At 66.6% G+C, this 18,570-nt stretch carries 21 protein-coding genes and 1 tRNA gene; 4 read left to right on the top strand and 18 right to left on the bottom strand.

Features of this window, described 5'->3' with window-relative positions:
- Positions 1-52: 52 nt before the first annotated feature.
- The 3 genes from J2X01_RS00385 to J2X01_RS00375 all read right to left on the bottom strand — a co-directional run bounded on the left by J2X01_RS00385 (position 53) and on the right by J2X01_RS00375 (position 3,243).
- Entirely contained in the window at positions 53-1,150 is a 1,098-nt protein-coding gene (locus J2X01_RS00385) for a tRNA (adenine-N1)-methyltransferase (protein ID WP_310049422.1), read from the bottom strand.
- A 112-nt stretch (positions 1,151-1,262) separates the two neighbouring features.
- On the bottom strand, positions 1,263-2,465 hold the full coding sequence (locus tag J2X01_RS00380) for a site-2 protease family protein (RefSeq protein ID WP_310049420.1): 1,203 nt from the start codon (positions 2,463-2,465) through the stop codon (positions 1,263-1,265).
- A complete protein-coding gene (locus tag J2X01_RS00375) occupies positions 2,458-3,243 on the bottom strand; it encodes an HAD family hydrolase (protein WP_310049418.1) in 786 nt (261 codons plus the stop codon). Before J2X01_RS00375 ends, J2X01_RS00380 begins: the two co-directional genes overlap by 8 nt.
- A 130-nt stretch (positions 3,244-3,373) precedes the next feature.
- Between J2X01_RS00375 and J2X01_RS00370 the strand changes: the two genes are divergently transcribed.
- A complete protein-coding gene (locus J2X01_RS00370) occupies positions 3,374-4,279 on the top strand; it encodes a PAC2 family protein (protein WP_310049416.1) in 906 nt (301 codons plus the stop codon).
- A 43-nt stretch (positions 4,280-4,322) separates the two neighbouring features.
- Here J2X01_RS00370 and mshC read toward each other — a convergent pair whose 3' ends face one another.
- Both mshC and J2X01_RS00360 read right to left on the bottom strand, forming a co-directional pair.
- On the bottom strand, positions 4,323-5,603 hold the full coding sequence (mshC, locus tag J2X01_RS00365) for a cysteine--1-D-myo-inosityl 2-amino-2-deoxy-alpha-D-glucopyranoside ligase (RefSeq protein WP_310049414.1): 1,281 nt from the start codon (positions 5,601-5,603) through the stop codon (positions 4,323-4,325).
- Positions 5,604-5,618: 15 nt separating this feature from the next.
- Entirely contained in the window at positions 5,619-6,452 is an 834-nt protein-coding gene (locus tag J2X01_RS00360; RefSeq protein WP_310049413.1) for an undecaprenyl-diphosphate phosphatase, read from the bottom strand.
- Positions 6,453-6,504: 52 nt separating this feature from the next.
- On the opposite strand from J2X01_RS00360, the gene J2X01_RS00355 reads away from it, so the two are divergent.
- The gene (locus tag J2X01_RS00355) at positions 6,505-7,440 is read left to right on the top strand and encodes an aldo/keto reductase (protein WP_310049411.1); all 936 of its coding nucleotides are present in this window, start codon (positions 6,505-6,507) and stop codon (positions 7,438-7,440) included.
- Between the two features lie 48 nt (positions 7,441-7,488).
- Here J2X01_RS00355 and J2X01_RS00350 read toward each other — a convergent pair whose 3' ends face one another.
- Complete coding sequence (locus J2X01_RS00350) at positions 7,489-7,755, bottom strand: hypothetical protein (RefSeq protein ID WP_310049409.1); 267 nt, start codon at positions 7,753-7,755, stop codon at positions 7,489-7,491.
- A 39-nt stretch (positions 7,756-7,794) separates the two neighbouring features.
- Between J2X01_RS00350 and J2X01_RS00345 the strand changes: the two genes are divergently transcribed.
- Entirely contained in the window at positions 7,795-8,028 is a 234-nt protein-coding gene (locus tag J2X01_RS00345) for a DUF5703 family protein (RefSeq protein WP_024366712.1), read from the top strand.
- 12 nt (positions 8,029-8,040) lie between these two features.
- On the opposite strand, the gene J2X01_RS00340 is transcribed toward J2X01_RS00345, so the two are convergent.
- Together J2X01_RS00340 and J2X01_RS00335 are read right to left on the bottom strand one after the other, a co-directional pair.
- Positions 8,041-9,216 carry an acyl-CoA dehydrogenase family protein gene (locus J2X01_RS00340; RefSeq protein WP_310049404.1) on the bottom strand — a complete coding sequence of 392 codons (1,176 nt, stop codon included), beginning with the start codon at positions 9,214-9,216 and terminating at the stop codon, positions 8,041-8,043.
- Positions 9,217-9,234: 18 nt separating this feature from the next.
- Positions 9,235-10,539 carry a M20/M25/M40 family metallo-hydrolase gene (locus tag J2X01_RS00335; RefSeq protein WP_310049402.1) on the bottom strand — a complete coding sequence of 435 codons (1,305 nt, stop codon included), beginning with the start codon at positions 10,537-10,539 and terminating at the stop codon, positions 9,235-9,237.
- A 162-nt stretch (positions 10,540-10,701) separates the two neighbouring features.
- Between J2X01_RS00335 and J2X01_RS00330 the strand changes: the two genes are divergently transcribed.
- A tRNA-Leu gene (locus J2X01_RS00330) sits at positions 10,702-10,784 on the top strand.
- A gap of 144 nt (positions 10,785-10,928) precedes the next feature.
- Here J2X01_RS00330 and J2X01_RS00325 read toward each other — a convergent pair.
- From J2X01_RS00325 to J2X01_RS00280, 10 genes are all read right to left on the bottom strand, one after another.
- Positions 10,929-12,119: a type II toxin-antitoxin system HipA family toxin gene (locus J2X01_RS00325; protein ID WP_310049400.1), complete on the bottom strand. Its 1,191-nt coding sequence runs from the start codon at positions 12,117-12,119 to the stop codon at positions 10,929-10,931.
- Positions 12,112-12,315 carry a helix-turn-helix transcriptional regulator gene (locus tag J2X01_RS00320; protein WP_310049397.1) on the bottom strand — a complete coding sequence of 68 codons (204 nt, stop codon included), beginning with the start codon at positions 12,313-12,315 and terminating at the stop codon, positions 12,112-12,114. Before J2X01_RS00320 ends, J2X01_RS00325 begins: the two co-directional genes overlap by 8 nt.
- 204 nt (positions 12,316-12,519) lie before the next feature.
- Positions 12,520-13,401 carry a hypothetical protein gene (locus tag J2X01_RS00315; protein WP_310049395.1) on the bottom strand — a complete coding sequence of 294 codons (882 nt, stop codon included), beginning with the start codon at positions 13,399-13,401 and terminating at the stop codon, positions 12,520-12,522.
- A gap of 170 nt (positions 13,402-13,571) precedes the next feature.
- Positions 13,572-14,222, bottom strand: coding sequence for an NUDIX hydrolase (locus J2X01_RS00310; protein WP_310049394.1), 651 nt, complete (start codon positions 14,220-14,222; stop codon positions 13,572-13,574).
- On the bottom strand, positions 14,219-14,389 hold the full coding sequence (locus J2X01_RS00305; protein WP_310049391.1) for a hypothetical protein: 171 nt from the start codon (positions 14,387-14,389) through the stop codon (positions 14,219-14,221). Before J2X01_RS00305 ends, J2X01_RS00310 begins: the two co-directional genes overlap by 4 nt.
- A 2-nt stretch (positions 14,390-14,391) precedes the next feature.
- Positions 14,392-15,933, bottom strand: coding sequence for a nicotinate phosphoribosyltransferase (locus J2X01_RS00300; protein WP_310049388.1), 1,542 nt, complete (start codon positions 15,931-15,933; stop codon positions 14,392-14,394).
- A 1-nt stretch (position 15,934) separates the two neighbouring features.
- On the bottom strand, positions 15,935-16,765 hold the full coding sequence (locus J2X01_RS00295) for a ribose-phosphate pyrophosphokinase-like domain-containing protein (RefSeq protein WP_310049385.1): 831 nt from the start codon (positions 16,763-16,765) through the stop codon (positions 15,935-15,937).
- A gap of 154 nt (positions 16,766-16,919) precedes the next feature.
- Positions 16,920-17,396, bottom strand: coding sequence for a universal stress protein (locus tag J2X01_RS00290; protein WP_310049383.1), 477 nt, complete (start codon positions 17,394-17,396; stop codon positions 16,920-16,922).
- 55 nt (positions 17,397-17,451) lie between these two features.
- A complete protein-coding gene (locus J2X01_RS00285) occupies positions 17,452-17,874 on the bottom strand; it encodes an arsenate-mycothiol transferase ArsC (RefSeq protein ID WP_310049381.1) in 423 nt (140 codons plus the stop codon).
- Positions 17,871-18,560: an arsenate reductase ArsC gene (locus tag J2X01_RS00280; protein ID WP_310049380.1), complete on the bottom strand. Its 690-nt coding sequence runs from the start codon at positions 18,558-18,560 to the stop codon at positions 17,871-17,873. The genes J2X01_RS00285 and J2X01_RS00280 overlap by 4 nt, the downstream gene beginning before the upstream one ends.
- Between the last annotated feature and the right edge of the window lie 10 nt (positions 18,561-18,570).

The following is an 18,570-nucleotide window of genomic DNA, read 5'->3' as shown; positions in this document are numbered from 1 at the left end:
AAGACATTAGCCCCAAGAAGCCGGACGCCGCTGAAGACTTCCGAAATGCGGACTACTTCGTAATATCCGGATCGTCCTTGACGTTGGTCCCGGCAATGGCGTCCCGGGCGGCCCGGCGGAGCTTCTTGTCCGACACGGCCCGCTCCCCCACGGCGCCCGGCGTCCAGGCGTTGACGTCCTCTTCATTGAAGTCGGTCTTGGACGGGCGGCGCTTCACGGAGATGCCGGTCACGCCGTCGGCCAGCCGGCGGGTGACGAGCAGGAAGCCGGTGTGCGCGACCATTCGGTGGTCCGGACGCACGGCCAGGCCCTCCAGGTGCCAGCCGCGGACCATGGATTCCCAGGCGTCGGGTTCGGTGAAGCGGCCATCGGCGCGGATGGCCTCCGCCGTCCGGGACAGCTGCGTCACGGTGGCGACATAGTTGATCCACACGCCGCCCGGGGCCAGGACGGTGGCGACGGCGTCGAGGCATTCCCACGGTGCCAGCATGTCCAGGACCACGCGGTCCACGGACCCGGCTTCCTCGGTGCGGACCACTTCCTCCTGGAAATCCCCGAGGGAGATCTGCCAGGCCGGGTGTGGTCCGCCGAAGATCGTCTCGACGTTGCCGCGGGCGATGTCCGCGAATTCCTCCCGGCGTTCAAAGGAGTGCAGGTAGCCGTTGTCCCCCACCGCGCGGAGCAGCGAGATGGACAGCGCGCCGGAGCCCACGCCGGCCTCGACGACGCGGGCGCCGGGGAAGATGTCGGCCATGGTGACGATCTGGCCGGCGTCCTTGGGGTAGACGACGGCTGCGCCACGGGGCATCGAGAGGACGAAGTCCGAGAGCAGGGGGCGCAGTGTCTGGTACTGCTGGCCGACGTTGTTGACCACGACGGAGCCGTCCGGCTTGCCGATGATCTCATCGTGGTTGAGGAAACCGCGGTGCGTGTGGAACGCGCCGCCTGCTTCGAGGCTGATCGTGTTCATCCGGCCGCGTTCGTCGGTGAGCTGCACGCGCTCGCCTTCCCGGAACGGACCGCGGCGGCGTGCCGCCCCCACCGGGGCAGCGGCCGGTGTTGTGCCGGTCGGCGCGGCAGTATGGATTGCCGCGCTGCCGGCTGTCGCGGCGTCGTCGGGGCTGGTGCTGGCGGCGGTGTCGCTGCTCATGAAGATGTTCCTCGCTCCTGTAAAGCTGGGTGGCCGCGGATGTGCCGGCGGTCCGGCTGCTGAGGCCCGGGGACTTGAGCCCGGGCCGGAAATACACGACCGGCAGGTAACTCTACCGGCTTTGGCCGTCCATCCGCTTGCCTGCCCCGGCAGCCTTGCCCGTGAGCGCGCCCAGCACGGCGGATTGCCGGAGGAGCCCGGTGACTGTCCCGTCGCGGTCCACGACCGCATACTCCAGGCCGTCGAGTTGGGACAGGTACTGGATCAGTTCCTGTCCCCTGGACCACTCAGGCACGTAGGCGCCTGCGCCGAGGGCGTAGGCCACGGCCGTGACGGGTGTGGAGGCCGCGGCGGCCGGGGGAACCGCCGCGACGGCGCCGGCGTCGACCACGGCGGCCGGGCGCCCGTCCGGGCGGTACAGCACGACGGCGGGAACTGCCCCGGTGGCGCGGTCCCGGGGCAGCGACAGCAGGTCCGCCACGGTGGCCGACTCGGGGAGGCCGACCGCAAGAGCGGCCAGGGCTCCGGCTTCGACCAGCGGAAGCCGGCCCCGCAGCCGTGCCTGCCTGATCGAGGCGGTGGCACCCATCCAGAGGAAGCCGCTGACCAGGAGCGTGATGAGCATCAGTGACGTGTCCGGCCGGCTACCGCTCAGCAGGGGCAGGGCCACGAACCAGGCCACCAGGGCGACCACGATGATCCGGCCTCCCCAGCCGGCAGCCACGGTACCCTTTTCCTGGCTGCCGGTCAGCTTCCAGACGGCGGATTCGACGATCCGGCCGCCGTCCAGCGGCAGACCGGGCAGGACGTTGAAGATGCCGATCAGCAGGTTGGCCCAGACAAAGATGTTGGCCAGGATGCCGGCAACGCCGGTGAGCCCGCCGGCGGTCAGCAGGAGCCAGCCCCCGGCAGCGAGGACGAGGTTGGCCGCGGGACCGGCCATCGCGACGAGGACCGAACGGCCCGGAGACGCGGTGAAACTCTCAAACTGGGTGTGGCCGCCCCAGAGGTTCAGGACGATTTTTTCGCTGGGCCAGCGGTAGATCTTCGCGGTCAGCGCGTGCGCGAGCTCATGTACAAGGACCGAGATCAGCAGCAGGACGGCGTAGGCGAACGCCACGACGTAGGCGCCGATGCCCAGGTCCGGGTCGTTGGCCTGCAGCACCGGGCCGTAGACGATCACCGTGAACGCCGCAATGATGAACCACGAGTAGGCGAGGATTACCGGGATGCCGGCGATGCGTCCCAGCGGGATGCCCTCTTTGCGGCCCTGTTTCTGCGGATCCTGCCCGCTGCGGGTGTCGGTGTCAGTCATGGACCGGCACCTTTGCCGTGCCGCGTCCCCGCTCACCGTCGGGGGCGGTGTCGGTCCCGGCGGCAGCGCCGAAGGTCGCGTCCGGGAACTCGTGGCGCAGCGCGACAAGGTCTTCGAGGTCGGCGACGGTGCGCCCGGCCAGGGTGTCCCACACGGCGTGGCGCGAATCATGCGGCAGGGGCATGATGTGCGGGATGGCGACGGTCAGCACCCCTGAGGCGACGGCGGACGCGACGCCCGGCACGGAATCCTCCAGCGCTATGCAGTGATGCAGGCCGAGTTCGGGGTCCTGTTCCCGCAGCAGTTCCACGGCCCGGAGGTAGGCCTCGGGGTGCGGCTTGCCCCGTGTGACGGTGTCGCCGGTGACCAGGAAATCGAAGTAGGGCTTGGGCAGGCTGGCCACAATTTCCCGGGCCAGCGGGGCTTCGGACATGGTCACGAGGGCGCAGCGGATGCCCGCGGAGTGGAGTTCGTCGAGAAGTTCACGGGCGCCCGGCCGCCAGGGCACGGAGGTGCGGACCTGGCTGATGACCTGGGCCGTCAGGATGTCGATGATCTCCCGGCGCTCCAGTGTTACGCCGGCGTCCTGCAGGATGCCGGCGGAGAAGACCAGGGACTGGCCCACCAGCTGCATGGCCTTCTCATGGGACCAGTGTCCGCCGTGCGCCGCCACGAGGGCGTGCTCGGCCTCGATCCAGTACGGTTCGGTGTCGACGATGGTGCCATCCATGTCCCAGAGCGCGGCTTTGAGCAGTGGCTGGGGAGCTGGGGATCGCATGCTTTCCAGTCTACGGTGCGGCCCTGTGAGCGGACTGATACTACGCCTTGGGCGAATATCGCGCGGGCGCCGCTAATTCCCGGCGCTTCATTCCATGCGGGGGCCGGGTCCTTGGACGTAGGGTGAAGAGATGAATAGCTTCGAGGTAGACCCCGCGGAAACGGGCGGCGTGCCCGAGCCGGAACGGCTGCTGCAGCCTGTCCCCGAGGGCCGGCGCGTCACGGTGATGCTCGCCGCCTTCGAAGGCTGGAACGATGCCGGGGAGGCTGCCAGCGACGCCTTGCGGTACCTCAACAGGCTCTGGGGTGGCAAGAAGGTCGGTTCGGTCGACGCCGACGAGTACTACGACTTCCAGTTCACCCGGCCCACGATCCGCCGCACCGCAGCCGGGGAGCGGAAGATCAAGTGGCCGTCGACCCGGATTTTCAAGGCAAGTGTTCCCGGCTCCAACGTGGACGTGATCTTCGTCCAGGGCACGGAACCGTCCTACAAGTGGCGGGCGTACACCGCCGAGCTGCTGGTCCATGCCGAGGCGCTGCATGTCGACTATGTGATCCTGGTCGGCGCACTCCTCGCCGACGTGCCGCACAGCCGGCCGATTCCGGTGAGCACGTCCACGGATGACCCGGCGCTGCGTGAGCGGATGGACCTCGAGGCCTCCCAATATGAGGGTCCGGTGGGCATTGTCGGGGTCCTCGCCGAAGTGGCGCTGCTGGCGGGCCTGCCCACCGTCTCGCTCTGGGCTGCTGTTCCGCACTATGTTGCGCAGGCCCCCTCCCCCAAGGCCCAGCTCGCGCTGCTGCACCGCATCGAGGAGCTGTTGCAGGTTCCGCTCGACACCCAGGACCTGGTCGAGGAGTCTGATGCCTGGGAGCGCGGCGTTGATGAGCTGGCCACGGAAGATCCCGAAATTGCGGCGTATGTGCGCCAGCTGGAGGAAGCGAAGGACACCGCTGACCTCCCCGAGGCCAGCGGTGAGTCGATCGCCCGGGAATTCGAGCGCTACCTCAAGCGCCGCGGCAAGGACAAGCCTTAGGGCCCGGCGCCGCCCGCCCGGAGTCCGGCTGTCAGAGTTCCGATCAGAGTTCCACGCCGAGCAGCGCGTTAACGGCGTCGCTCACGAGCGCGGCGTCCGAGGGTGAGCCGGAACCGCCCTCCTGAAGTGCCGTCCGGGCCCAGTCATCCACGGCGGCGACGGCGCCGGGGGCGTTCAGGTCGTTGGAGAGTTCGTCCCGCAGCCGGGACACCAGCGCGGCGGCGGAGCCTGCGGGGGCGGCTTCGAGGGCGTCCCGCCACGTCCGGAGGCGGTCCTTGGCCGCGGCGAAGCCGGCCTCAGTCCAGGACCAGTCGCTGCGGTAATGGTGGGCCAGGATGGCGAGCCGGATCGCGGCCGGCTCCTCGCCCTCGGCGCGGAGTTTGGACACCAGGACCAGGTTTCCCTTGGACTTGCTCATCTTCTCGCCGTCTAGTCCCACCATGCCGGAGTGCGCGAAGTGGTGGGCCAGCGGCGCTCCGGACAGTGAGTAGGCGTGCCCGGCACCCATTTCGTGGTGCGGGAAGATCAGGTCCGAGCCGCCGCCCTGCACGGTGAACGGTGCGGGCAGGTACTTTTGGGCGATGACGGTGCATTCGATGTGCCAGCCCGGCCGGCCCTCGCCGAGCCCGCCGCCGGGCCAGCTCGGTTCGCCCGCACGCGCAACCCGCCAGAGCAGCGGGTCCAGCGCCTGCCGTTTGCCGGACCGGCCGGGGTCGCCGCCGCGCTCGGCGAAGAGCTCCAGCATCTCGGCGTCGGACAGTCCGGAGATGGCGCCGAGGGTCCAGGCATCCGTGGCCTCGGCGGAGTGCTTGCCGGCCGCTTCGACGTCGTAGTAGACATCCCCGTCAGGCTCGCCGGCACTGCCGGCCACCCGGTACGCCAAACCCCGCTGCACCAGCAGCTCGATGGCGGGCACAATCAGGGGAATGGCTTCCACCGCGCCGACATAGTGGTCCGGGGCCAGCACGTTGAGCGCTTCCATGTCGGTCTGGAAGAGCTCGATCTGGCTGGCGGCGAGATCGCGCCAGTCCACACCGGTCGCCGTGGCGCGCTCCAGCAGGGGGTCGTCGACGTCGGTGACGTTCTGCACGTAGGCGACCTGCTGGCGGCCGTCCCGCCAGGCGCGGTTGAGCAGGTCGAACGCGACGTAGCTCGCCGCGTGCCCCATGTGGGTGGCGTCATACGGGGTGATTCCGCAGACATACAATGACTGTTCGCCGGTTGCCCCGAGGGTGACGACGCTGCCTTTGGCGGTGTCGAAGAGGCGGAGGGCAGCCATGCTGCCCGGGAGCTGGGGAACGGGGCGGGAGATCCAAGACTTCACAGCCCAAGCCTAGTGCTAGGCGCTGATGACGTTGAAACCGAGCAGCAGATACAGGGCCAGGCCCAGCAGAATCCGGTACCAGACGAAGAGCCGGTAGCTGTGCGTCGAGACGTACTTCAGGAACCAGCCGATGATGATGTACCCCACCACAAAGGCGACCGCCGTCGCGAGGGCCGTTTCCGCGAGGCTGTAGGGACCGGTGACGCCGTCCTTCGCCACCACTTTGTAGAGCTGGTAGAGGCCGCTGCCGAACACGGCCGGGATCGCCAGCAGGAAGGAATAGCGGGCAGCCGCTTCGCGGGTGTAGCCCATCAGCAGTCCGGCGGTGATCGTGCCGCCCGAGCGGGACACGCCGGGGATCAAGGCCATGGACTGGGCCAGTCCGAAGTAGATGCCGTGCTTGTAGCTCAGCTGGGTCAGGTCGCGATCCTGGCGCCCGATGGCGTCGGCGACGGCGAGGATCATGCCGAAGACAATCAGCATGGTGGCGACCAACCAGAGGCTGCGCAGCACGGACTCGATCTGGTCCTGGAACAGCAGACCCAGGACGATGATCGGCAGGCTGCCAAGGATCACCAGCCAGCCCATCCTGGCATCCGGGTCCTGCCGGGAGACTTTGCCCGTCAGGGAACCGGCCCAGGCTTTGACGATCCGCACGATGTCCCGCCAGAAGTACACAATCACCGCGGTTTCCGTGCCGAGCTGGGTGATCGCCGTAAATGCCGCCCCGGGGTCGGCCGCGTTGGGCAGGAAGGAGCCAACGATCCGCAGATGGGCGCTTGAGGAGATCGGGAGGAATTCTGTCAGTCCCTGCACAAGGCCCAGAAAGGCCGCTTCAAACCAGTTCACGTTTATAGACCCTACGTCATCAAACAAGGCGGATCCCCGTAAGCTTGCTGACATGCAGCAGCGTTATGTCGGCAACAGTGGGTTGCGCGTGTCGTCCCTATCCCTCGGCACCATGTCCTGGGCGCGGGAAACCGATGAGCAGGATGCCTCGGCGCTGCTCCGCACCTTCGTGGACGGCGGCGGGACCCTGATCGACACGGCCGCGTCCTACGGCGACGGCCAGGCCGAGGCGATGCTCGGCGGAATGCTGGGCGACGTTGTGGCGCGCTCCGAAGTGGTCATCTCCACGAAAGCCGGCCTCTCGACCTCCGACGGCCGGCGCAGCGTCGACACCTCCCGGAACGGGATGCTCTCCGGGCTGGACGCGAGCCTGGCAAGGCTGGGCACCGACTACGTCGATCTCTGGTTCGCCCATGCCTGGGACCCCAACGTCCCCCTGGAGGAGACCCTGTCGGCGCTCGAATTCGCCGTCCGCTCGGGCCGCGCCCGCTACGCCGGCGTCTCCAACTTCAACGGCTGGCAGACGGCGAAGGCGGCCGCTGTCGCGGGATTCCCGCTGGTCGCGAACCAGTCGGAATACTCCCTGCTGCACCGCTCCCCCGAGGCTGAGCTCATTCCCGCAATTGAGGATGCAGGCCTGGGCCTGATGGCGTGGGGTCCGTTGGGGCGCGGGGTGCTGAGCGGAAAATACCGGGGGCACATTCCCGCGGATTCGCGGGCCGCCCATTCGCGTCTGGCCGGCTACGTGGAGCCGTACCTGGAGGGGGCCGCATCCAGCGTGGTGGAGGCCGTCGCGATGGCGGCGAAGGGATTAGGGCGGACGGCACTGGATGTCTCGCTGAGCTGGCTGTTGTCCCAGCCTGGCGTCGCCACGGCGATTGTCGGCGCACGCACGCCGGTGCAGCTCAAGGAAATGCTGGATTCAACACTGGCGCCGCTGCCGCCCCAGATCGCCCAGGCGCTCGAGGATGTTTCCAGCCCCGCCTGACGTTCCGGCCCGCCTCGGCGGGTTCCTTAGCGGTATGTCGACCAGGACTCAGTCCTGGAGAATTTCGAGGTCTTCCTCGTCGTCGACGTCTTCTTCCTCGTCCTCATCGCTGTCGTCCTCGATCACCTCAAGCGGAGTCACTTCACCATACGCTTCGTAGAGCGAGTCGTCGTAGACTTCAAAGGCATCAGCAACGGCAAAAAACGCTGCCTCAACCGCCGGATCCCCGGCTCCGCGGCGTGCCGACGCCGCGGCGAGATGTTCTTCCAAGGCAGCCGTCAGGGACTGAAGCGCGACACGCGGATCGATGCTCATGACTTCACGTTAGCCGGAAAAGGTAGAAAATGGAGAGCAATGAAGGAACATTTTCTCAGCAGTTCAGTCCGGCGGGAACGGGACTATGTGAGGCAGTACGAGTACCTCGTACTGACCGTCAGTCCTGAGGATTCCCTGCCGGAAGCACGCCGCCGACTGGTGGAGCACTCCGAGTACGGGAAGTGGGAACTGGAGCGCAGCGTGCTGTATTTGGGTGGCGGCCGGCGCTTCTGGCTTCGCCGCCGGGTCACCCAGGTCCAGCGGACCGTCTAGGGTGTAGACGGTTCAGCCTGGCTCGAGCGGTCCCAGCCAGGCGTTGGCCACCGTGTTGTGCGCTGATTCGTCATCGGAGGGGTGGAACATTCCCGCCAGCACGTCCCGGTACAGCCGTTCCAGCTCGGAACCCCGGAAGTAGCTGGATCCCCCGGACACCCGGATGGCCAGGTCCACGACTGTGCGGGCTGTCTCCGTCGCACTGACTTTCAGGCCGACCAGCTTAGGGAACCACTGCCCCCCATGATCGGCCAGCGCGTCGACGTCCGAGGTGACGGTGGACAGCTGGGGGTAGAGCGCGTCCATCGCCATCGCCGCGTCCGCCACCTTCCACCGGATATCAGGATCCTGGGCATAGCTGCGTCCGCCGTTCTTGAACGATGTCCGCCGCGTCACGGCCTCGACTGCCAGCGTGAGGGCCCGCTCACCGAGGCCCGTGTACACCGCCGCCAGCAGCGTCTCGAAGCAGGCGAAGATAGCGAAGATCAGCGGGTCCGCAATTGGGCCCACCGGCAGCTTCCGGAAGATCCGTTCCGCGGGCACCACAGCACCGTCCAGGACCGTGGTGTTCGACTGGCTGGCCCGCATGCCCAGGGTGTCCCAGTCGGCGAGGACCTCGTACCCCGGAGTGTCCCTGCTCAGAAAGCCGTGGATGAGTTGCCCGTCGCCGTTCCCGGCCGAGGCGTCCTTCCCGAAAATCCCCAGCCGGGTCCAGGCCGGCGACAGGCTCGTGAAAATCTTGCGCCCGGTGAACGAGTAACCGCCTCCGGCCTGCGGCACGGCGGCAGTGCGGGAGTCGAAGAGCACCGAGTCGTTCCCCGCCTCCGAGTTCCCGAACGCGAAGATTTCGCCCTGGCCGGCCTCCCGGAGGACGAAGTCGAGCGAGGAGTCGCCCCGGGCAGCCAGGACCTGCGCGACGCCGGTCCACACCAGGTGCATGTTGATGGCCAGCGCGGTGGCCGGTGCCGCCGTCGCCAGTCGACGCTGCAGCTGCGCGGCCGCCGCGAGACCGAGTCCCAGTCCGCCGTCGGACGCCGGAACGAAGATCTTCAGGTAGCCGGCTGCGGCCAGCTCCTCCAGATCCTCGTGGAAAAAGGCGTTGTCGCGGTCGTAGCCGGCGGCGCGGCCGCGGATCCGTTCCAGCAGGGCATCGGGCAGGACGTCGGACAGGGCAGCTTCGGGGCTCATCGGCGGGGCTTCCAGGCGTCAGTAATTGGTGAGCAGGGTATCGAGCACCCGGGCGCCGAACTTCAGCGAGTCGGTGGGGACGCGTTCGTCCACGCCGTGGAACATCCCGGTGAAGTCCAGTTCGTCCGGGAGCTGGAGCGGCGCGAAGCCGTACCCGGTGATGCCGAGCCGGCTCAGGGACTTGTTGTCCGTGCCGCCGGACAGTGTGTAGGGCAGGACTTTGGCGCCCGGGTCCTCGGCGCGCAGCGCGTCGATCATGGAGTCCACGAGGTTCCCGGCGAAGGGCACCTCCAGCGAGACGTCGTTGTGGACGTAGCTCACGTCCACGCCCTTGCCGGCGAGTTCGCGGACGATTTCGAGGACGTGCTCCTCCTGGCCGGGCAGGGTCCGGCAGTCGATGAGGGCCTCGGCCGATTCGGGGATGACATTGTGCTTGTAGCCGCCCTTGAGCAGGGTGGGGTTGGTGGTGTTCTGCAGGGTCGCCCCGACGAAGCGTGCCACCGTCCCGAGCTCCTTGAGGATCTTCTCCGGATCGTCGGGATCGAATTCCACACCCGTGAGTTCCGTCACGCCGTCCAGGAACTGACGGGTGGTGGGCGTCAGTTCCACCGGCCAGCGATATTCCCCGATCCGGGACACGGCGCTGGCCAGCCGCGTAACGGCGTTGTCCGTGTTGATCTGGGAGCCGTGGCCCGCGCGGCCGTGGGCGACGAGGCGCAGCCAGGACAGGCCCTTTTCGGCGGTCTGGAGCAGGTAGGTGCGCTGGCCGCCGATGGTGGCGGAGAAGCCGCCGACCTCGGAGATGGCCTCGGTGGCGCCGTCGAAGAGTTCGGGCCGCTTCTCGATCGCGTAGCGGGCGCCGTAGGTGCCGCCGGCTTCCTCATCGGCGAAGAACGCGAAGATCAGGTCCCGCTTGGGTTTGCGTCCGGTGCGGGCGAAATTCCGCAGCACGGTGAGGATCATGGCGTCCATGTCCTTCATGTCCACGGCGCCGCGGCCCCAGATCATGCCGTCCTTGAGTTCCGCGCCGAAGGGATCCACCGACCACTGCTCGCGGAGTGCCGGGACCACGTCGAGGTGCCCGTGGACCACCAGGGCGCTGGCGGAGGGGTCCTCGCCGGCGAGCCGGGTCACCACGCTGGCACGGCCCGGGGCGGATTCGAAGATTTCGGCGTCGAGCCCCACCTCGGTCATCAGCCCCGCGGTGTATTCGGCGGCCGCCCGCTCCCCCGGGCCGGAGCCGTCCCCGTAGTTGGACGTGTCGATCCGGATCAGTTCCTGGCAGATTCTGACGACTTCGTCCTCGGGCCTGATGTCAGTCATGCTTCACTCCTCGTGGGTCGTCTCTCGTGCTGGCTTCAGCCTACCCACCTGCCCGATCGGGCCCCGATTATTTGTTTCGGGAAACTTCATGCTAGAGTCTTTCTCGCTGCTTCGGAGAAAACCGAAACGCTGAAAGGCGAAAAGGTTCACCGAATACCACCTGCGCGGGTGGCGGAATGGCAGACGCGCTAGCTTGAGGTGCTAGTCCTCGAAAGGGGGTGGGGGTTCAAGTCCCCCTCCGCGCACAACGGGAAGACCCCTGGAATCCAAGGATTCCAGGGGTCTTTTTCTGTCCCATCCATGCGGGCTCCGGTGTTGTGGCTTACCTCGACGACAGAAAACGCTCGCTGCTTATCGTCGGCGGAAATCCGATCCTTCAGGCGCCTCCGTCAGGCCGCCAGCTCGGAGCGGCGGAACCGCAGTTCCCGCAACGCACCGTTCAGGGGTGACCCGGCGAACGGCAGGGCGCTCAGGTCGACGGTCTGGGCTGCGGAAAGGGCTGTCTTGTTGGCGGCGGTGGCGGCTCGTTCTGGGAGGCCGATGCTGGCGGCGAACTCCTGCCAATGCCTGGCCTTGAGGCCTTTGACCTTCCCGTCGATGGTGAGGGCCATGCTGTCGTCGCCGTACAGCAGGGTGCACGGGATGTCGTAGACAGGGGACACGACCCAGCCGCCGCGCTGGTCCTCCAGTATCGAGGCGTTCTTGGCGTGCAGGTCCCCGTTTCCGGTCAGCCAGGCAAACACGAACTGCAGATAGAGGTTCCTGACGGCGACGGCTTTCGCTTTGCAGAGCCCGGCCAATGCCAGGACGGCTTCCTCGGAGCTCACGGCATACTTTGATGCCGGTGGAAGGTTCAAAACCTGCGCGGCGTCTTCCAGGGCCAGCCGCTGCAGGCCGTCGTCCTGGGTGCGGTCGAACCTCTCCACCAGCAGTCCTGGTAGCCCGTTTCGGTCCGTGACGACGCTGTGCCTTGCTACGGGAATTTTCAGGGCCTTTGCCGCGGTGAGGTGGGCTGCTTCGTTGATGACCAGGTGTGGGTGCCGGGGCGGATCCAGTTTGAGCAGGTAGCGGCGGTTCGCCATTGCCAGCGGCGTCGTCAGCATGGAGGCGCTGGCCTTGGCCTGAACCCCTGGCAGCCCGTGCGGATCCACTGTTTCAGCAAGGATGGCGAAGTCGAGGTCCTCCGGGCGGGACGTGTCCGCCAACGGCGGGGGCTCGGCGGGCCGCTCCCCTGCCGGAACGATCTGGACGTCTCCGGGAACATCAGCCCCAACGGCCAGGAGAAGGCTCAGTTCATCGCCCAGGCTTGTCTTCACGGCATTCTTCAGGATGGTGAGACGGTGGCCTTCGGGCAGGAGGCCAGAGAAGAAGGACGGCAATGCACCGCTTGGCGCTTCCACTGCGTCCTCGGTGAGCGGCAGTGTCGTGGCGACGGCGCGGGCGCCTGGTCCGAGGTAATCAGGTGTGTAGGAAAAGATGACGCTGCCACGGTCTGTCCGGTCCAGGTGGCCGGCCAATGCCCCGGCCTTGTACACGTCAGCGCTGCGGACGAATTTCAGGCGGCCCAGGTCCTCAGTCATCGGCAGCCTTCAGGTGCAGCCCCACCGCGTTGGCGGCCGCAACAACGGTAACGAGGGAAGGATTTCCCGTCCCCGTTTCGATGGCGTGAATGGTGCGCGAAGACGTGCCGACCAGATCGGCCAGCGTTTCCTGCGTGATGCCGGCCTCTTTGCGGGCTCGACGGATAGTGACACCGATGGCCGGAATGTCCTCCAAGCAAAATGCCTTTCTGAAATATGTTGCTGATTACAGCACTCGTGCCGCTAACCATTCCCTACAAGCCCTGAATCTGCAAGATATTTCTGCAATACCTTGACTGGTTGGTCGGTCCTGCGGGAAGAGCACCCAATCAGAACAATATTTCCTATGGGGTCCGGAAAAGAGTCAGCCGAGACGATCAGGCGGGCATGGGCCGCCTGCTTACTCCTGCCGGAACCGACGCATCCAGGTGGAGATCCACCCGGTCCTGAGGCGCGGTGCGAGCCACGTCTCGAGCTCGCCGGCGCTCCACGACGGCGCCCGCACCAGGATGACATCACGGTCCTCGCGGAGGACCTCGAGGACGCCGCCCTCACGGGATAGCTTGCGGACCAGCAGATCGACCTTGAATGAATAGACGTGGGCGATCTCGTCGCTCAGGCCGATCTCGAAGTCGTACCCGCCCGATTCGTCATTGACTTCATCCACCTCGAACGGAGGCTCCGGCTCCATCAGCCAGTCGGTGTTTTCTCCGGGCCCGTTCAGCTGGTCGATGAGCCGCCGCGCGTGGTCCGCCATCGTGTCGTCCCTCGACTCCCGCGCCCCGTGAAGGACACCGCGCGCGTCGATCAGGGGCAACGAGGGCAGGAAGTTGTGGGTCTCACCCGTTCCGCTGACCAGGACCGGGTGCTTGTTGAGCAGGTAGCCCTTGATGCGATGGCGTGCGAACTCCCAGCGGGCCAGCGGCGAACGCGCCTGCACGACTTCGGCGAGGTAGGACACCAGCCCGTCGATGAGCGTCAGCGACTCCAGGGACAGGATCGACTCCTTCCCGGGTAGGTACCGGTCCCATGACGGCACCTCCTCCGGAGGCACGGAGTTGGGGTCGGTAGCGCCGGGGGCGTCCTGGCGCGTGAAGCGGGACAGCATCCAGCGCCACAAGGGAACGAGGCTCTCAGGAGTGCCGTCGAGGACGACAGCCGGATCCTGGCCGTCGGCCACCAACCGCTCCCGGAGCCGCTCCAGGGCCGGGCCGCGCTCGTCGAGATACTCCTGGAGGGCCGCAGCGGCCCTGGCTTCGCTAAAGTCGCGATAGTTAGTCATGAAATCCCCCAATGTCGTTCTCGAAGACTACACAGCACGCCGTGAGAGGCTGCTTCTGCCCGGCAGCGCTGATGCTCTCTCTTATGCCTACATATGCAGCGGTGCGCGTCACCATCAGCATCCGGCGGCTGGCGCCGGTTCCGGAAGTCAGTCCAGGGTTTCGGAGCAGATCATGCCGAGGCCCAGGACCATGCCGCGGCAGGGCGGCCTTTCCCGACAGGCGCTGCCGGAGCGCCGGCCTTGGCAAGGCAGGGTTTTCTGGCCAGCTCCCTGCCAAGGTTGGAAGTGTCGGGTTCACCCTCCAAGGCGGCGACGGAGAGTTCGCGCATGAGGCGTGCTACGTCTGCCGTGCTGAACTTCTCCCCCAGCAGGGCCCGGGTGAGCGGCTCGTTGATCCAGAGGGCATCCAGGACCGCCTTGGCGGCAGACATAACGATGGCGGAGTGGTCGAAGGGCAGCTCCACGTTGCCTGTCAGGAGGTGGTGGACGACGCCCTCCGGCTCGCCTTCGGGGTCGATCACGGCGACGTGGGCGATTGACAGGGTCGGTCCGCGGGGATCGCGGTCCGGGTTGTCGAAGGCTCCGGTGTTCATCAGGAACAGGACGCTCTCCTCAGCGACGTTGACCTTGGTCGACAGCGCCCGAAGCGCTGCCTCTTCGAGTCGCTCCATAGGGCGCAGGAGCACGCCGGGAAGGGCGGCCTGGCCTGCGTAGGGTTCGAACTCACGGATGCCCAGGATCACGCTCCAGTGCCCGTCCCGGAGGACCAGGGCCACCGTGTCGATGGACACGAGGGGCTGCTGCGGGAGGTTCGTGTTCATGCGTCCAATTCTTCTCTAAGTTCGGCGATGATTTCGCGCCGGGAGTTGCGGCCGGCGATGTAGGCCCGGGCACCGAGAGGGGGCTGGCGCTCGAACAGCTCCAGCTCCCTCTCTGCGTTGGCCAGCCGCTGGGCGGTGCTCAGCGGGTCCGGCATGGCGGTTTCCATGGTCAGGCGATATTGCCCAGGACTGCGCGGACGTCGGCGAAGGACTGGCGGCGGATGAATTCGCCGTTGGCCCAGACCGGCTGGAGCAGGGATTCGGCTTCCTGCTCCGGAGTGGCCTTTTCGATCAGTGCGAGCTCGCCGTCGGCGTTGCGGGTCACGGCCAGGCGTCCGGTGGCGGACTTCTTGGTGCCGCTGTCGGTCTTGGGGTCCTTGAGCAGGTTGTGCTCGACCTCGTTGATTTTCGCCCAGGTGGCCTTGATGGCGGAGGCGAAGGTGTCGCGGGTGACGTACTGGTAGGAGTAGGAGCCGACGCCGAAGACGATGTTCTCGGAGGCGAAGCCCAGGGATTCCAGGCGGGTCCAGATGTCCTTGGCGCGGTCGATGGTGATCGAGTCGCCATAGATGAGGCCGATGTGGGAGTCGAGGACCTTGTAGCCCTTGGCGTTGGTGGTGCCGCCGAAGGCGTTCCAGAGCAGCTGGATGGCCCCGTAGAATTCCGGGTCGTGTTCCATGGTGCGGACCTGGGTGGTGAAGATGGCGCCGGGGCGGGACATGGTGCCGCAGATGATGTCGGCCGGGTCGCCGGAGTCGGGGCGGATGACGAGCTTGCCGTCGCGCTCCATGATCCGGGTCTTGAGGGCCGGGAGGATGACGTTCAGGACCTGGAAGAAATCGTCGGTGTCGGAGACGACGGAGACGATGCCGGACTTGTGCTTGTCCAGGATGCGCTCGAAGGTTTCGAGTTCGCTGGATTCGCTGATGCCGGCGCACATCACGGAATGCTCGGTAGCGGGGACGGAGCCGAGGACCAGTCCGTTGTCCGTACCGGCCTCGGACGGGTAGTAGCGGTTGACCCAGTCGATGGTGGCCAGAGAGTCGCTGCCGGTGAAGGAGAGCAGGTGGCCGGCGCCGCTGGCGGCCGCCGAGCCGGTGCCGGACATGCCCCGGTAGGAGAAGTCGTGCAGTTGCCAGTTCACGGCGGCGCGGTCGACGCCGGTGAGGTCGGCGGCGTCGTCCAGGACGGTGCGGTAGCTGTCGGCGATGGTGGCCGTGGTGGACGGGTGCCAGACGGCGGCGGAGAGGACCGTCTCGATGTAGTTGACCAGCCAGAAGAACTCCGGCTGGGTGTTTTCGATCGTGAAGGTCGGGACGCGCAGCGGGACGCGGGTGCCTTCCGGGACGGCCCGGAAGATCAGCGGCAGGTAGCCGACGCGGTGCAGTGCCCGGATGTGGTCCGCCGCAATCCCGTTCGGGCCGAGGATCGATTCGAGGACCGCTTCGTACTCTGCGACAGCCTCGTCCTCACCTGCGGCAAAGAACGGTGCGAACGCCTCGGTGCAGTATGACTGCAGGAACGCCTGGAGGCCGAAGTGGACGACCTTGGTGACGCCGTCGATGCGGGAACCGCGGTTGGTGTAGTTGCTCAGGATCCCGGTGGTGCCCGCCGGGTAGAGATCGCGGTGGCCCAGCTTGTAGGCGTCGGTCTCGAACAGGGCGGCGGTGACGGACGGGGCGGTGATGCGGGTGGCGGTGGCGGTGCTCATGTTAGATGCGGCCTTCCAGAAGGTGGTGGATGAGGGGTGAGACGCGGGCCCCGACTGCGGGGTTGGTGGCGCCGGGGTGGGAGTCGGTGGTGAAGATGGTGCCGTAGTGCTCGTTCAGGGCGGCGGCGTTGCCGGAGAAGACGCCGTGGCTGACCCAAAGGTCGAGGCGTTCCTTTGGGAGGCCGGTCGCTGCAGCGAGGCCGCGGAAGGTGCCGCCGCCGTCGCAGATGTCGTCGACGACGAGGAACTTGCCGGTTACCGGGAGTGCCTCGCATTCGAAGCCGGAGAGCTTGCCGGTGGTGAAGTCGCGGTGCTTCTTGGCGTAGTAGACGGGCAGACCCAGTGCGGCGGCGACTTTTTCGGTGCGGGCGTGGGCTCCCTGGTCCGGGCAGATGACCCCGGCATACTCGCCGAGGCTCTTGCGGAGGACTTTCCGGATGACCGTGTCGGAGTAGACGACGCGCAGGTTGTTCACGAATGACGGCATGACCTCGGAGTGCGGGTCGAAACAGATGACTTCGTCGGCGTCCAGGGCGTTGATCAGGTTGGCGTAAACCTTGGCTCCGAACGGGGCGTTGCGGTCCTGGCGCGCTCCGGGCAGGTACGGGATCAGGGCCGTGACCTTGTGGCCGGCCTGGTGGGCGTAGTCGATCCACATGCCTGCGGTGACGAAGTCGTTGGCGTCGGCGCCGGTGAGGTAGAAGTACAGCGGGGTTTCGCCGTCCACGACCTTGTCGGTCGTGATGTGGCATTCCCCGGCGGAGAAGCGCATCCCGGCGGCCCGGGAGTAGGAGGTCCAGCCCTGCGGGAACTTGGCGAATGTCGTGATCATGCTTCAACCGTAGCCTATTAATCGTCATTTGACGATTATTTATTGGATCCTCGTCTTCATTGCTTTTTCTCTTGCTCGACCACATGTGTGCGGAGGTCCCCGGAAGCCACCCGGGCCTTTTGTGTCAGTGTGACCCCGCAGCCGTTTATCCTCGTTATCTGTTGTCGGGGACAACGAGTACCGGGCGCTGCTGACTTTGGATCAGCGATGCGGATACGGATCCTTCGAGGAGCCTGTCCACCCAGGCCAAGGATCCTTGCCGATCGGCGCCGACAACCAGCAGGGACGCATCGGTATTCTCTGCCAGGCGGCTGAGGGCTTTGGCGACATCGCCATTGAGCACGCGGAAGGACCACGTCGCTCCGGGCGGTCCGAGAACGGATTCCAGCTTCTGTTGCAGCTGCCCGGATGGGAAGTCGGACTCTTCATTGACGGTCGGGTCCAGTGAGAGAGCCGTTCGTTGGTCCTCCGGCTCCCATTCCGTCAGGTAACTGGCGGGATCCACGAATGCGCAGACAAGGTGTTGTCCCAGATCGGCGGCGATGCCGGCAGCGATGCGGATCAGGTGCTCTGGGCACATCCACCCGACGCCCAGCACGATCGGTCCGTCCGGCCATCCTTCATCCGGCATGGGGGCCTCTGGCGCAGCGCGCTGTGAACGGGGATATCGCCGGGCCGGGCATGGCCTAGTTCCCGGTCAGCTCCGCATGCAGTTTCCGGACCCGGAACTTGATGTCGTCCCGGACCAGTCGCATGCGTTCCATGCCTTCGATGCCGCGTTCGGAGGGCTCGTCCGTTTCCCAGACTTCAAAGCGGGTGCCTTCGTGTGGTTCGAGCTTGGCTTCGGTGCCAAGGACGATGACGACGTCGACAGCGTCCAGGACCTCGCCGGAGACGGGCTTGGGGTGTTCGCCGCTGATGTCGATGCCGAGTTCGGTCAGGGACTCCACGGCCTGGGGGTTGAGGGAATGACCGGGTTTCGTGCCGGCGGAGGAGACGGTGACGGCTCCGTTGGCGAGCTGGCGCATCAGTCCCGCGGCGAGCTGGGATTTTCCGCCGTTCTTGCTGCAGACGAACAGGATGCGGGGTGTTTTCGTGGTCGCGGTCATACGTTTGATTCTTCCTTGTCTGAGCTGGGGTTGTGGAGCAGTGATGCGGCCAGTTCCTTGACCCGGTCGTGGATCTCGTCGCGGATGATCCGCACGGCCGCAACGGGCAGCCCGGCCGGGTCTGCCAGCTCCCAGTCCTCGTAGCGTTTGCCGGGGTAGATCGGGCAGGAGTCGCCGCAGCCCATCGTAATCACCACGTCCGAGGCGCGCACGACGTCGTCCGTGAGTGGTTTGGGGTAGTCCCTGGTCAGGTCCAGTCCCATTTCGGACATCGCTGCGACGACGGCGGGGTCCAGCTCGGCCGCCGGCAGGGACCCCGCGGACCGGACGTGGATCAGGCCCTTGGCCTCGACGGTGAGCAGGGCTGCGGCCATCTGGGAGCGGCCTGCGTTCTGCGCGCAGACAAACAGGACTTCGGGGACCTCGGCGGCGACTGCGCCCTTGGATTTGGCCAGCGCGGTAAGCCGGTCGTTGGCGAAGTGTTCGGTGGTGGCCGGAAGGTGGGCGGTGATCTTCGCGGTACGGGCCAGGGCCGTGTACGTCTCGAACACATAGCGTTCTACGGTTTCGGCGGCGAAGATGCCCGCGAACTTGTCGGTGAGGCGGTTGCTGATGCGGTGCAGCAGTTCGGTGTTCTCCCGTAGCCCCCGGCTGGTTTCATACCGGTTTTCGTGGTGTTCGGTCATTTCAGCACTC

This window comes from Arthrobacter ginsengisoli, from assembly GCF_031456935.1.
Taxonomy (GTDB): domain Bacteria; phylum Actinomycetota; class Actinomycetes; order Actinomycetales; family Micrococcaceae; genus Arthrobacter; species Arthrobacter ginsengisoli.
Note: the sequence above shows the minus strand (reverse complement) of the source record. Positions and strands in the feature narration are given on the sequence as shown.